Annotated in this window: 12 protein-coding genes and 1 pseudogene; 5 read left to right on the top strand and 8 right to left on the bottom strand. The window is 53.0% G+C overall.

Annotated features, from left to right (window positions below):
• A partial coding sequence (locus tag OGX92_RS07185; protein WP_000179203.1) for an IS1 family transposase occupies positions 1-206 on the bottom strand: 206 nt, incomplete at its 3' end.
• Positions 207-255: 49 nt separating this feature from the next.
• Between OGX92_RS07185 and yjgA the strand changes: the two are divergent.
• Positions 256-633, top strand: a pseudogene (gene yjgA, locus OGX92_RS07190) (ribosome biogenesis factor YjgA); the annotation flags it as partial.
• A 99-nt stretch (positions 634-732) separates the two neighbouring features.
• On the opposite strand, the gene mpl reads toward yjgA, so the two are convergent.
• Complete coding sequence (gene mpl, locus OGX92_RS07195; protein ID WP_286586376.1) at positions 733-2,109, bottom strand: UDP-N-acetylmuramate:L-alanyl-gamma-D-glutamyl-meso-diaminopimelate ligase; 1,377 nt, start codon at positions 2,107-2,109, stop codon at positions 733-735.
• 175 nt (positions 2,110-2,284) lie between these two features.
• On the opposite strand from mpl, the gene fbp reads away from it, so the two are divergent.
• A complete protein-coding gene (gene fbp, locus OGX92_RS07200) occupies positions 2,285-3,283 on the top strand; it encodes a class 1 fructose-bisphosphatase (RefSeq protein WP_003830390.1) in 999 nt (332 codons plus the stop codon).
• A gap of 76 nt (positions 3,284-3,359) precedes the next feature.
• On the opposite strand, the gene OGX92_RS07205 is transcribed toward fbp, so the two are convergent.
• From OGX92_RS07205 to ytfQ, 5 genes are all read right to left on the bottom strand, one after another.
• Complete coding sequence (locus OGX92_RS07205) at positions 3,360-4,472, bottom strand: methyl-accepting chemotaxis protein (protein ID WP_008786037.1); 1,113 nt, start codon at positions 4,470-4,472, stop codon at positions 3,360-3,362.
• A gap of 103 nt (positions 4,473-4,575) precedes the next feature.
• On the bottom strand, positions 4,576-5,577 hold the full coding sequence (gene yjfF, locus OGX92_RS07210) for a galactofuranose ABC transporter, permease protein YjfF (RefSeq protein ID WP_063941641.1): 1,002 nt from the start codon (positions 5,575-5,577) through the stop codon (positions 4,576-4,578).
• Positions 5,564-6,586, bottom strand: a complete 1,023-nt coding sequence (gene ytfT / locus OGX92_RS07215; RefSeq protein WP_008323019.1) for a galactofuranose ABC transporter, ATP-binding protein YtfT — start codon at positions 6,584-6,586, stop codon at positions 5,564-5,566. The genes yjfF and ytfT overlap by 14 nt, the downstream gene beginning before the upstream one ends.
• Positions 6,587-6,599: 13 nt before the next feature.
• Positions 6,600-8,102: a galactofuranose ABC transporter, ATP-binding protein YtfR gene (gene ytfR / locus OGX92_RS07220; protein WP_191221901.1), complete on the bottom strand. Its 1,503-nt coding sequence runs from the start codon at positions 8,100-8,102 to the stop codon at positions 6,600-6,602.
• Positions 8,103-8,223: 121 nt separating this feature from the next.
• Complete coding sequence (gene ytfQ / locus OGX92_RS07225; protein WP_008786033.1) at positions 8,224-9,180, bottom strand: galactofuranose ABC transporter substrate-binding protein YtfQ; 957 nt, start codon at positions 9,178-9,180, stop codon at positions 8,224-8,226.
• Positions 9,181-9,489: 309 nt separating this feature from the next.
• Between ytfQ and ppa the strand changes: the two genes are divergently transcribed.
• The 3 genes from ppa to OGX92_RS07240 all read left to right on the top strand — a co-directional run bounded on the left by ppa (position 9,490) and on the right by OGX92_RS07240 (position 13,380).
• Positions 9,490-10,017 (top strand): inorganic diphosphatase, encoded by a 528-nt coding sequence (gene ppa, locus OGX92_RS07230; RefSeq protein WP_003025726.1) that lies wholly within the window; start codon positions 9,490-9,492, stop codon positions 10,015-10,017.
• A gap of 198 nt (positions 10,018-10,215) precedes the next feature.
• Positions 10,216-11,286 carry a 7-bladed beta-propeller protein YncE gene (gene yncE / locus OGX92_RS07235; RefSeq protein ID WP_003830402.1) on the top strand — a complete coding sequence of 357 codons (1,071 nt, stop codon included), beginning with the start codon at positions 10,216-10,218 and terminating at the stop codon, positions 11,284-11,286.
• 84 nt (positions 11,287-11,370) lie between these two features.
• Positions 11,371-13,380 (top strand): TonB-dependent receptor domain-containing protein, encoded by a 2,010-nt coding sequence (locus OGX92_RS07240; protein ID WP_286586377.1) that lies wholly within the window; start codon positions 11,371-11,373, stop codon positions 13,378-13,380.
• A 57-nt stretch (positions 13,381-13,437) separates the two neighbouring features.
• On the opposite strand, the gene OGX92_RS07245 is transcribed toward OGX92_RS07240, so the two are convergent.
• Positions 13,438-13,782, bottom strand: coding sequence for a gamma-glutamylcyclotransferase family protein (locus tag OGX92_RS07245; protein WP_003025723.1), 345 nt, complete (start codon positions 13,780-13,782; stop codon positions 13,438-13,440).
• Positions 13,783-13,784: the final 2 nt, after the last annotated feature.

The following is a 13,784-nucleotide window of genomic DNA, read 5'->3' on the forward strand; positions in this document are numbered from 1 at the left end:
GTTGCCCGGCATCCAACGCCATTCATGGCCATATCAATGATTTTCTGGTGCGTACCGGGTTGAGAAGCGGTGTAAGTGAACTGCAGTTGCCATGTTTTACGGCAGTGAGAGCAGAGATAGCGCTGATGTCCGGCAGTGCTTTTGCCGTTACGCACCACCCCGTCAGTAGCTGAACAGGAGGGACAGCTGATAGAAACAGAAGCCACTGGAGCACCTCAAAAACACCATCATACACTAAATCAGTAAGTTGGCAGCATCACCGCGGATTTACGTGCCGCGATTGAGCTGGCCCAGCGTATTAAGATGGAAGGTCGCCGTCGTCAGCTGCAGCTGATTGGCAAAATGTTGCGCCAGCGCGATGTTGATCCTATCCGTCAGGCGTTGGACAAGCTAAAAAACCGTCATAACCAACAGGTCGTTGTCTTCCATAAGCTGGAGCAACTGCGTGACCGTATGGTTGACGGTAGCGATGAAGCTATCGAAGAAGTGATGAACCTGTGGCCTGACGCCGACCGTCAGCAACTGCGTTCGCTGGTGCGTAACGCCAGGAAAGAAAAAGCGGGCAACAAGCCGCCAAAATCTTCCCGCCAGATCTTCCAGTATCTGCGTGAACTGGCGGAAAACGAGGCCTAACCTCTTCGTCCGCCGAAAGTGCCGGATGGCGGTGCAAATACCTTATCCGGCCTACGATCCGTTGTAGGCCCGGTAAGCGTAGCGCCACCGGGCATTTTTTTACTCTTCTTCCACCTGAGCTTTCTTCGCCAGACCATCCAGCAGTTTTTGATGAATGCCGCCAAACCCGCCGTTGCTCATCACCAGAATGTGATCGCCAGGCTGCGCGGTTTTCACCACCATATCTGCCAGTGCATCCACATCGCCGCTCCAGTGTGCCGGCTGAACGCAGGCTTCAGCGACTTCTGCTACCTGCCACGGAATGTGCGGGGGTTGCAGCAGGAACACTTCGTCTGCACGCCCTAACGACGGCGCCAGGTCATCTTTGCACAGGCCCATTTTCATGGTGTTCGAGCGAGGTTCCAGCACAGCGATGATGCGCGCCGTGCCGCCCACTTTACCGCGCAGTGCCGCAAGCGTTGCCAGAATGGCCGTCGGGTGATGGGCAAAATCGTCATACACCGTCACGCCATTGGCTTCACCGCGCAGCTCAAGACGGCGACGGGCGTTGATGAACGAGCCCAATGCATTGGCCGCATCCGCAGGCACGACGCCAACATGACGCGCGGCTGCAATCGCCATCAGGCCGTTGTGCATGTTGTGCTCGCCCACCAGGCCCCACTTCACTTCGCCGACTTTTTCACCGTCCAGCCACACTTCCCACTCGGAGGCATCGGTGGTCAGTTTTTTCGCCTGCCAGTGACCTTGTTCGCCCACCAGCTCTTGTTCGCTCCAGCAGCCCATCGCCATCGTCTGTTTCAGATTGATGTCGTTTTCCGGGTAGATGATGCGTCCCTGGCCCGGCACGATACGCACCAGATGGTGGAACTGTTTCTGAATAGCTTTCAGATCGTCAAAGATATCCGCGTGATCGAACTCAAGGTTATTGAGGATCAGCGTGCGCGGGCAGTAATGCACGAATTTAGAACGCTTGTCGAAGAACGCACAGTCGTACTCATCCGCTTCAATCACGAAGAAGTCGCTCTCGCCGAGGCGTGCGGAAACCTCAAAGTTGCCCGGAACGCCGCCAATCACAAAGCCAGGTTTATAGCCGCAGGCTTCGAGGATCCAGGTCTCCATCCCGGCGGTGGTGGTTTTGCCGTGCGTACCAGCAACCGCCAGTACCCAGCGATCGCGCAAGACAAAGTCATGCAGCCACTGCGGGCCGGACATGTACGGAATGTTCTTTTCCAGCACCGCTTCCACGCATGGATTACCACGGGTCATGGCATTGCCGATGATCACCAGGTCCGGCTGTGGGTCGAGCTGGCTGGCATCGTAACCCTGAATCAGATCAATGCCTTGCTTCTCAAGTAAGGTACTCATCGGCGGATACACATTGGCGTCCGAACCGGTTACTTCATGACCGAGCGAGCGCGCCAGCATCGCCAGACCGCCCATGAAAGTGCCACAAATTCCCAAAATATGAATGCGCATACGTCACTATCCTTTTTTAATCTGGGGGCCATTTTACGCACATGTCCGGCAAGTGAGAAACGCATTTCAGGATATTCCGCAGTTTGCTGGCGCGATTCACCTAAGCGCAGCAATGGAAATATTTGTTAATATTGTTGCGGTCGCTTTACTCCACATAAATTGCAGGGAAAGTGTTATGAAAACGTTAGGTGAATTTATTGTCGAAAAGCAGCACGAGTTTTCTCATGCTACCGGTGAACTCACTGCTTTGTTGTCGGCAATAAAGCTGGGCGCCAAGATCATCCACCGCGATATCAATAAGGCCGGTCTGGTCGATATCCTGGGTGCCAGCGGTGCTGAGAACGTGCAGGGAGAGGTTCAGCAAAAACTCGATCTGTTCGCGAACGAAAAACTGAAAGCTGCACTGAAGGCGCGCGACATTGTGGCGGGCATTGCCTCAGAAGAAGAAGATGAAATCGTCGTCTTTGAAGGCTGTGAACACGCTAAATACGTTGTGCTAATGGATCCGCTGGATGGCTCATCCAACATCGATGTTAACGTCTCTGTCGGTACGATTTTCTCTATTTACCGCCGCGTAACCCCAGTCGGCACACCGGTCACGGAAGAGGATTTCCTGCAACCGGGCAACAAGCAAGTTGCTGCAGGTTACGTTGTTTATGGTTCTTCCACCATGCTGGTGTATACCACCGGCTGTGGCGTACATGCCTTCACTTACGATCCTTCTCTGGGCGTATTCTGCCTCAGCCAGGAACGTATGCGCTTCCCGGCGAAAGGCAGCACGTACTCCATTAACGAAGGTAACTACATCAAATTCCCGAACGGCGTGAAGAAGTACATTAAATTCTGCCAGGAAGAAGATAAGCCAACCCAGCGCCCGTATACCTCGCGCTACATTGGCTCTCTGGTTGCGGATTTCCATCGCAATCTGCTGAAAGGCGGGATCTACCTGTACCCAAGCACCGCCAGCCACCCGCAAGGGAAACTGCGTCTGCTGTATGAATGCAACCCGATGGCCTTCCTGGCCGAGCAGGCGGGCGGCAAAGCCAGCGATGGTAAAGAACGCATTCTGGATATCACCCCAGAAAGCCTGCACCAGCGCCGCTCCTTCTTCGTGGGTAACGACCATATGGTTGAAGATGTAGAACGCTTTATCCGCGAGTTCCCGGACGCGTAAGTATCATTCATCGCACGGACGTAGGCCGGATAAAACGCGTAGCGTTGCCATCCGGCCTACAAAATCCATCGTCTGCTTACGCTTTCTGTAGCTTAAATACGGCCATTGCTTCGATTAGCGCTGAAGACTGCTCTTCCAGCGAGCGGGTAGCCGCTGAAGACTGCTGCACCAGCGCCGCGTTTTGCTGCGCCGTTTCATCCATCTGAATTACCGCGATATTCACCTGCTCTATGCCGCGACTCTGTTCCTGGGACGCACTGGCAATTTCACGCATCAGTTTGGTCATACGCATAACCTCGGTCGCGATTTCATCCATGGTTTCGCCCGCCTGCTGCGCCAGTTCACTGCCTTCCCCCACATGGGTGTGCGAATCGCTGATTAGCGTACGGATCTCTTTGGCCGCCTCGGCGCTGCGACTGGCCAGATTACGCACTTCACCAGCAACAACCGCAAAGCCCCGCCCCTGCTCACCAGCTCGCGCCGCTTCAACGGAAGCATTGAGCGCCAGAATATTGGTCTGGAAAGCAATGCCATCAATCACGCTGAGGATGTCGGCGATTCGGCTGGAACTTCCTGAAATATCGCGCATTTTCTCGATCACATAGCACACCATTTCGCTACCGCGATCGGCGGTATCCGACACCGATTTTGCCAGCTGGTGCGCCTGTTCCGCGTTCTGCGCATTCTGTTTCACCGTCGCCGTGAGTTCTTCCATGCTGGCGGCGGTCTGCTCCAGCGAAGTGGCTGTAGATTCAGTGCGTTGCGCCAGATGCTGGTTACCGGCCGTCAGTTCACGACTGCCAATATCAATTTGCGAGCTGGCATCGCGTACGCGCTGTACCGAGTCGCCCAGCGCATGGCGCATGTCATCCATTGCCGCATTCAGGCGGTTGAATTCGGCGCTGGCCGACAACGCGGTAACCGGCGACAAATCCCCCGTTGCCAGACGTTCCAGTTGCTCAACCATGTTATCCAACGGTTTGAGAAACTTATTTCGCAGCATAAACCAAATGACCGCCAGCAATGCGATAGCAGCCAACATCGCAGCGCTCATAATACCGTGATAAATCAACGATGTAATGACACGGGTAGAAGCATATAGCCCCATACCACCGGTCAGTAACAGAAGGAACGTCAGCAGAGACAATAACACCAACAAACTTGATCGAATTGAAAGGGATTTTGGCATCGTTATATTTCCGGTTGTAGGGTTAAAACAGACCTGTACAGAACCTATCGACTACAACCGGAAAAAGTTTAGGTATTTAAATGTTTTGTGCAAAATCAGGATGTTACTTTGGTGTTGCCGCCGTACCCACTCGGGTCACCGGCGAGCTTTGACGATTTTCCCAAAGCACCGTCAGACCGCGTTGTAACGCTATAAATATAAACAATAAAATGCCAATCGCGATCTTCGTCCACCAGGAACTTAATGTGCCGTCAAAATTAATGTAGGTCTGGATCAGCCCCTGAATGGCGACGCCAAACAACGTCCCTAACACTGTACCGACTCCACCGCTGAGCAGCGTTCCGCCAATCACCACTGAGGCTATCGCATCCAGTTCGACGCCAACGCCCGCCAGCGCATAGCCCGCCTGGGTGTAAATGGAAAAGACAATGCCGGCAAGCGTCGCAAGCCCGGTAGACAGCATATAAATGCGGATGGTGGTGCTGCGAGTTGAGATGCCCATCAGGTTGGCAGAGGTGGCGTTGCCGCCAATCGCGTAAACCTGATTACCAAAGCGCGTACGGTGCGCCAGGAATATGCCGATGACGACAACCGCCAGCATCAGCAATCCCATCGCGCTCAGGCGACCACCGCCGGGAATTTTCCATGCCAGGCTTGAGAGCGTGTCATAAACCGGATGATTAATTGGGATAGATTCTTCAGAGACCAGATAGCTGACGCCGCGCAGGAAGAACATTCCCGCCAGGGTGATAATAAATGCCGGGATCTTCAGCGCATCAATCAGTAACCCCATAAACGCACCAAACGCGCAGCCCATCAGCAAAACCAATGGGAACGCCAGCAGCGGGGAAATGCCCCAAAAACCAATGGCCTTTGCCAGAAATACGCCGGTAAAGGCGATCACCGAGCCAACGGAAAGGTCGATCCCGCCAGAGAGGATCACGAAGGTCATGCCTACGGCAATGATGCCCAGAAAGGCGTTATCGGTCAGGATATTGCAAATGACCCGGGTGGAAGCAAAAGCGGGAAACTGCGTCAGGCAGTAGAGATAACCCAGCACAAACACGCCGAGGGTGATCATCAGCGGTAAATTACGTTTTATCATGACCACGCACTCCTTTTATCAGGCTGATAAAGCGTTGCGACTGCACGACCAGCACACACAACACCACCACGGCTTTGACCACCTGATTCAGTTCCGGCTGGAAGCCCGACAGCAAAATCCCGGTGTTCATGCCCTGAATAATCAACGCGCCTACCACCGACAGCAGCAGGTTAAAGCGCCCGCCCATCAGCGAGCCGCCGCCGATAACCACCGCCAGGATGGCATCCAGCTCCAGCCATAATCCGGCGTTATTGGCATCTGCCCCCCGGATATCCGCCGTGACGATAATGCCGGCGATAGCCGCGCACAGGCCGCTCAGCACATAGGTGAGCATCACGATAATGCGGGTATTCACCCCGGCGTTTTTTGCCGCACGAATGTTGATACCCACCGCTTCGATAAACATACCCAGCGCCGTTTTCCGCGTCAGCAGCCAGAACACCACCAGCGTTAACAGTGCAATGATTACTGGTGTGGGGAACAGTAGGAGCGAACCGCTACCAAACCATGACAGTTCAGGCGAGTTGAAGGTGACGATCTGCCCGGAGGTGATTAGCTGCGCCACCCCGCGCCCGGCCACCATCAGGATAAGCGTGGCGACGAACGGTTGGATCTTAAGGATGGCCACCAGTATCCCGTTCCACAGCCCAGCCAGAATACCGGAACCTAAGGCGGCAAGTAGCACCACCGGCAGACTGTGCCCAGCCACCGTCATCGCCGCGGTGGTGGCACCAGCAATAGCCATAACGGCGCCAACGGAAAGGTCGATGCCGCCGGTGGCAATCACCAGCGTCATACCTATCGCCAACAGCGCCACGGGTGCGGCACGGTTGAGAATATCAATCGGGCTACCGAACAGCCGACCATCCTGCAAAATCACCTGGTAGAAGTGCGGCGCGACCAGGCTATCCACCAGCAGCACCAGCAACAACGCCACCAGCTGTGGCATCCCCTTTGGCCAACGGAACCGCCGTTTAGGCGGATTGGATTGAGGGAGAGATTGAGGCATCACCATAGTCTCCTTAGGCCGCAATGGCGTTCATGATTGCCGGTACGGACAGTTCAGCCAGTGGGATCTCTGCCACCTGTTTGCGATCGCGCATAATAATGACCCGATCGGCATAGCCCACTAACTCTTCCAGTTCGGATGAAATGACCAGCAGCGCCAGACCATCCGCGCACAGCGTTTCGATCAGGCGGATGATCTCCGCATGCGCGCCAACGTCGATCCCACGCGTGGGTTCATCGAGGATCAGGAACTGCGGTTTGGTCAGTAACCAGCGCGAGAGCAATACTTTTTGCTGATTGCCGCCGGAGAGAAATTCGATCGGTTGCTCGGCGTTTGGAGTACGAATACCAAGCTGGCGGATAAACCGCTCGGCAATCTCGTTTTGCTCTTTACGGGGAATAGGCCGCAGCCAGCCGCGCTGCGCCTGCAATGCCAGAATGATGTTTTCCCGCACCGAAGCGGCGGCAATAATGCCATCCGTTTTGCGATCCTCCGGACAGAAACCGATCCCCAGACACGAAGCCTGATGTGGCGAGCGCAAAGTCTGCGATTTGCCTTTGATCAGCGCACTTCCGCTGTCGGCGGGTTTAATACCGAAGATCACCTCCGCCGTTTCCGTTCGCCCGGATCCCAGTAGTCCGGCGAGACCGACGATCTCACCGGGACGCACCTGTAGATCAAATGGCGCGATGGTGCCTTTTTTGCCAAAGCCGCTGAATGCCGCCACCGGTTTATCACTCAGCAACGTGCGGCCCGCACGCTGTAGTGCATGGGTATCCAGTTCACGGCCCAGCATCATTTTGACCAGTTCGATCTGAGGCAGTTCTCGGGTTTCACGGCAGCCAACGAAGCCGCCGTTACGCAGAACGGTAATGCGATCGCTGACCTGATAAACCTGATCGAGAAAGTGGGTGACGAAGATCAGACTGACGCCCCGATCGCGCAGATGTCGCATCAGGCCAAACAGCATTTCAACTTCCTGGGTATCAAGGCTGGCGGTCGGCTCATCGAGGATCAGCACTTTCGCGGAGAGATCGATCGCCCGACAGATGGCGACGATTTGTTGCATCGCCACGGAAAAGCGGTTCAGCGGCTCGCGCACGTCGAGGGAAAAACCGTATGACGCCATCAGCTCCGTCGCGCGTTTTTCCATCTGTTTGCGCTGGAGCAGGCCAAAGCGCCGCGGTTCACGACCAATAAATAAGTTATCGGCAACCGACATATTGGGCAGCAGGTTCACTTCCTGGTACACGGTGCCAATCCCCAGTTGCTGGGCATGGGCGGTGTTTTTGGGGGAAATCGGTTGGCCTTCGAGCCAGATAGTGCCACGATCGGCATGGTAAACGCCGGTCAGCGCTTTGATGAGCGTCGATTTGCCGGCTCCGTTTTCTCCCAGCAGCGCCATAATTTCACCGCGACGCAAGCTGAAATCCACGTTATCCAACGCTTTGACGCCGGGAAAGAATTTGCTTAATCCTTCGGTGCGGAGGATTTCCTGATGTTGGTCGGTGGTCATGGCATTCCTCCGGTACGAGGTCACGGCGTTTCGTAGGCCTGATAAGCGCAGCGCCATCAGGCAACAAATGCCGGATGGCGGCGTAACGCCTTATCCCGCCTACGGAAAACCGACAGAAAAACTAGTAGCCCATGTTTTTCTTCTTCTCTAACTCTTCTTTCGCCGTATCCGGCAGATAGAGGATCGATTTGGTAATGGTCAGCTTCTCAGGCATCGTGCCGTCTTTTTTGAATTTCTCCAGCGCGTCGAATGCCGGGCCGGCCATATTCGGCGTCAGTTCGACGCTGGCGTTGGCTTCGCCGTCAATCATCGCTTTGTAGATATCCGGTACGCCATCGATAGAACCGGTGAGAATATCTTTGCCAGGTTTCAGGCCCGCTTCTTTGATCGCCTGAATCGCACCGATCACCATGTCATCGTTGTGTGCGTAAACCATACAGATGTTCTTGCCGTTGTTTTCCGCTTTGATAAAGCTCTCCATCACTTCTTTCCCTTTACTGCGGGTGAAGTCGCCGGACTGAGAGCGGATAATTTTGATGTTTGGCGCGTTAGCGATAGCTTCAGCAAAGCCTTTTTTACGATCGATCGCCACGCTGGCCCCGACGGTCCCTTGCAGCTCAACGACGTTACACGGCTTGCCGTCCACTTGTTTAATCAGCCAGTCGCCGATCAATTTACCTTCCAATACGTTGTCGGCGGTGACGGTGGTCATATAGAGAGATTTGTCTTTTACATCGATGGAACGATCGAGCAAAAAGACCGGAATGTCGGCATCTTTAGCTTCTTTTAAAACCGGCTCCCAACCCGTTGCCACGACCGGCGCAATAAAGATCGCGTCAACGCCCTGCGCAACAAATGAGCGAACTGCTTTAATCTGGTTTTCCTGCTTTTGCTGGCCGTCAGCGATTTTCAGCGTAATACCACGCTTTTCAGCCTCGCTTTTCGCAACGTTGGTTTCTGCGGCGCGCCAGCCGGATTCAGAGCCAACCTGCGAAAATCCTACGGTTAAAGGGGCTGCCATTGCCATAGACGACATGGCTGCCGAAACTGCTGTGACTAAAAGTAAGCGCTTCCACATAAGTGCGTCCTCGTAGGGTGATTATTGTTGGTTAATTAACCGTTGCGAAAAAACTATAGACAATTGAGCATGTAACGGATTGCGTTACATCACACTTCAAAAAAGTAAATAAAACGTTAATCACAACTTTGTAATCGCTTTCATCTCACTATGAAAAATGCGGCTGAAGATATGGATTTTTCTGTCACGAGAGAGAGGTAAAAAGAAGAAAATGCACGCAGAGAAAGCGAAAACAAGCGGAGACATTCCGCGCGAGTTGGCTATAATACCCGCCACTTGTTTGCCATAGCTTATTTAAAGGAAACAGACATGAGCTTACTCAACGTCCCTGCCGGTAAAGACCTGCCGGAAGATATCTACGTTGTTATCGAGATCCCTGCAAACGCAGATCCGATCAAATACGAAGTTGACAAAGAGAGCGGCGCCCTGTTCGTTGACCGCTTCATGTCCACCGCGATGTTCTATCCGTGCAACTACGGTTACATCAACCACACCCTGTCTCTGGATGGTGACCCGGTAGACGTTCTGGTCCCGACTCCGTACCCGCTGGAGCCAGGTTCAGTGATCCGCTGCCGTCCGGTTGGCGTACTGAAAATGACCGACGAATCCGGTGAAGATGCGAAACTGGTTGCTGTACCGCACACCAAGCTGAGCAAAGAATACGATCACATCAAAGATGTGACCGATCTGCCGGAACTGCTGAAAGCGCAGATCACCCACTTCTTCGAACACTACAAAGATCTCGAAGCGGGCAAATGGGTGAAAGTTGACGGTTGGGACAACGCTGAAGCTGCTAAAGCTGAAATCGTTGCTTCCTTCGAGCGCGCGAAGAAGTAAGTTCGCGTTAGCGTAAAGCCCTGAACGCCAGCCCCTGGTTAGTAAGGGTTTCTTAATTTCTACTTTCTTTTCCCCCTCCCCTTCGCTGTTTCTTTTTGACCTACCAGATTGGGTAGTCACATTTCATTTATGTTAATTGCGAATGAGATTAGATCTCATTATCATTCTCAGCATGTAAATAAATGTGAATAAAAGTCAATGAACCTCCACAATGTGAAGTCCCTGAAACGCTATTCCTGCGTGGCTCTCGCCATAGCACTGTTATTTACCAGCCTGTCCAGCGTGGCACAGACGCTACCTGAGAAAGATTTTCTGACCCGCGACGTTGGCAACGGCGTGTATGAACTGGCGGTTGATAGCCAGCAGAATGCGCTTTTTGCTGCCTCGTCGCCGTCGTTTGATAAAGATAAAACCAGCGGGCTTATCTATAAACTCGATCTGGAGAAACTCACCACGACTGAAGTTATCGAAACCAGCCGTCGTGCCTTTGCCACTGCCCTGGATGAAGAAAATCAGGTGCTGTACGTGGGTAACACGCTGGAGGGTTCCGTCACACTCATTGATACCCGCAGCGGTAAAGAGCTGGCGATACTGCAACTGAGCGAAGCCAAAAACCCGAAAGAAATTGTCCATACCCGCGAAATGGTGCTCGATAAACAGCATCACCGCCTGTACGTTTCCGGCGTGGCTGAAAAAGGCATTGTCTGGGTGGTGGATACGCAAAAGCGCGAGAAAATCGCTACCCTTGAAAACATGGGCCAGTATCCGACCGGCATGGCCGTCGATGCAAATAAGAACCGCCTGTATGTCGTAAATGGCCGCAACGAACTTATTACACTGGATACCACCAACCATCAAATTATTAGCCGCTTTAGCATTGAGCCAGGCAAAAAACATTTTTTCCTGAATATTGCTTTGGATGCAAAAAATAATCGCGCATTCCTGACCGATCCTGATTTAGCGGATGTACTGGTTGTTGATATTAATACCGGTAAGGTTATTGCCCCCATTAAGGTTATCAACTCGCTGGCGGTGATATATAACGAAAAACGCCAAGAAGTGTATATCACCCACCGAAATGCAAAACGCATCAGCATTGTGGACAGCAAGACTTATCAGGTAAAACAAAGCATTGAAACCAATGCGTTACCTAACAGCCTGGCGCTCTCGTCTGATGCCAACACCCTGTATGTCAGCGTCAAACAGCCGGAAAAAATGGCAGGTGTGAAGCCCGACTACGTGCTGAAAATCGACCTCTCCAAATATTAATAATTAAAAACGCTTCTGACACCTTGCAGCTTTTCTGGGCTGCAAGGTGATGCTTTTATTTTTTACTTTTCAGGTGTCTATATTATGAAAACGCGTCAACTTATTACGCTGACAGGGATCGTTGCATTCTCAGGCGGTGTTATTTTCCCCACTCAGGCAGAAGAACTCACCGAAACCTCACGCAATAGCGAAGATGAAATGGTGATCACCGCATCCGGGTTCTCGCAGCAAAAGCGCGAAGCGCCAGCCACCATTTCCGTTATCGATCGTAAAACGCTGGATATTCAGCCGGACCGTAGCATTGGTGAAGCGATTAAAAACCTTCCTGGCGTCTCGGTCACTAACAGCAGCGGCATGAACGCTGGCAGCATTATGATCCGCGGCATGGACCCGTCCTATACCGCGTTTATGGTCAACAGCGTCAAACAAAATACCGGTGAATCTCGCCCTTACGGGCATGACATCGGTACTGAAGCCAACTTCTTACCGCCGATGGAGGCCATTGAGCGTATCGAAGTTATCCGCGGGCCCATGTCCTCGCTGTACGGCTCAGATGCCATCGGCGGTGTGGTCAACGTTATTACCAAAAAACCGTATGGTGCAAAAGAGTGGACAACGGCAATTGCCGCCAATACCTGGCTTCAGGAGCACCAGTATTTGGGTAATACCAGCCAGATGAATCTGTTTACCATGGGGCCGATTGTGCCCGATGTTCTCGGCCTTAGCGTAGCGGCCGACTGGCTCGACCGTCGCGATGACGATCGCAATAACTATTTCGGCAAACACAACCGTAAATCCGTTGATATGACGCTGGGCCTGGCCGCTAGCGAAAATAACCTGTTCGACCTCAATGTGGTCACCGGTGAGCAGGAGAAAAACCGTACCCAGAAGCGCGGCGCGCCGTGGTCATGGCTGTTCGATCGTAACGCCGCCACCCTAACGCATACCGGCTGGTATGCCGACGACACCATCGCAACGACCAACTACATAAACTATGAAAAAGGCCGTTCAAAGTACGTTTATGACAGCCAGTCGCCGCAGTATGTGCAGATGGAGAACTACGTCGCCAATTCGCAAACCACCTTCACGCTCGACAACCATAAACTGACCGTTGGGGCGAATTTCACCCGCGAAGAGCTGAATGACCGCTTTGATGTGGCCAACAAAACGCTGCCCGGATCTGAGCCAGTGACAAAAATCAGCCGTAACGGTTGGGCATTGTTTGCTGAAGACGGCTGGAGCATTGACGACTTCATCCTGACCACATCAGCGCGTATGGACCAGGATGATAACTTTGGCACACATATTACGCCGAAAATGTACGGTAACTGGGCCTTCAGCAATGACTGGGCGCTGAAGGGCGGCGTTTCCGCAGGTTATAAAAAACCTGAGCTGCGTGCGACATCCAGCGACTTTGTCACCCCATACGGCTCGACTGTACCTTATCCCTTCCTGACCGTCGGTAACGACGATCTGAAACCAGAACAAAGCGTTAACTCTGAGCTGGGCCTCTACTGGACGGGGAATGCGCTGTCGCTGGATAGCACCGTCTTCTATACGCAGTTCAAAGACAAAATTGCTGAACAAACCATTTGCGAAACCACATCGACGAATCAGTGCTCCGTGAATGGCTACAAGGCGGACTCCGTCAGTAAATACTTCAACGTCAGCAAGGCGGACGTGTACGGTATAGAACTGAATGCCGACTGGCAGATTAGCACCGATGTGAAAGCCAACGCTAACTACACCTGGAACCACAGCGAACAGAAAAGCGGCGTAAACAAAGGCTACGCGCTCAACGATTATCCGCGCCATATGGCGAACCTGTCGCTGAACTGGGCGGCAACGCAGAGTCTGGACGTATGGAGTACGGTGAATTACCGCAGCAGTAACCGCAACAGCGGCAATAACTATAAGTATGATGACTACACGATGGTCGACGTAGGCGTACGTTATAAGCTCAATAAGCACACGCAGCTGATGGCAGGGATCTACAACGTGCTGGATGAGGATCCGAAACTGACGACTGCATGGAATGAATCCGCGCAGGTGGAAGGACGCCGCTATAACCTCGGCGCGCGCGTGGAGTTTTAAGCCTTTAATAAACAACGCCACCCGAAGGCGGCGTTGTTTATTCTGGTAGGCGATATATCAGTACTGGTCTCTGTCTAACCAGTTACCGCTTTCAATCAGCGTTAAGCCATCAACCGGACGTTGGTACACGTACATCCATGCACTTCCGTACGGCGTTTGAATTAACTGGCGTGCGTATTCACCGCCGCGGGTACGCAGAGCGTCAAGCTCTGCCAGCGTGGCGTTATCAATACGATAAACTTCCCCGTGTACTGTTCCATTTCCCGGAACCGCGCCTGGATAGTGGCCCAGGCTGTACAACTGGTAGTTATCGATACTGAAATTTCCCAGCAACAGGGCATTGGTCATCCAGTGGCTGTTGCCTTGTTTGGTTCGTAAACTGCCGTAGACAAATATTCGCATTG

The organism is Citrobacter sp. Cpo089, assembly GCF_030332695.1.
GTDB lineage: Bacteria > Pseudomonadota > Gammaproteobacteria > Enterobacterales > Enterobacteriaceae > Citrobacter > Citrobacter portucalensis.

Coding starts and splice junctions, on each gene's coding strand:
- OGX92_RS07205 (WP_008786037.1), bottom strand. CDS start 4,472: ATGCCAAAATCCCTTTCAATTCGATCAAGTTTGTTGGTGTTATTGTCT.
- OGX92_RS07245 (WP_003025723.1), bottom strand. CDS start 13,782: ATGCGAATATTTGTCTACGGCAGTTTACGAACCAAACAAGGCAACAGC.
- fbp (WP_003830390.1), top strand. CDS start 2,285: ATGAAAACGTTAGGTGAATTTATTGTCGAAAAGCAGCACGAGTTTTCT.
- OGX92_RS07240 (WP_286586377.1), top strand. CDS start 11,371: ATGAAAACGCGTCAACTTATTACGCTGACAGGGATCGTTGCATTCTCA.
- yjfF (WP_063941641.1), bottom strand. CDS start 5,577: ATGATAAAACGTAATTTACCGCTGATGATCACCCTCGGCGTGTTTGTG.
- ppa (WP_003025726.1), top strand. CDS start 9,490: ATGAGCTTACTCAACGTCCCTGCCGGTAAAGACCTGCCGGAAGATATC.
- ytfR (WP_191221901.1), bottom strand. CDS start 8,102: ATGACCACCGACCAACATCAGGAAATCCTCCGCACCGAAGGATTAAGC.
- yncE (WP_003830402.1), top strand. CDS start 10,216: ATGAACCTCCACAATGTGAAGTCCCTGAAACGCTATTCCTGCGTGGCT.
- ytfT (WP_008323019.1), bottom strand. CDS start 6,586: ATGCCTCAATCTCTCCCTCAATCCAATCCGCCTAAACGGCGGTTCCGT.
- mpl (WP_286586376.1), bottom strand. CDS start 2,109: ATGCGCATTCATATTTTGGGAATTTGTGGCACTTTCATGGGCGGTCTG.
- ytfQ (WP_008786033.1), bottom strand. CDS start 9,180: ATGTGGAAGCGCTTACTTTTAGTCACAGCAGTTTCGGCAGCCATGTCG.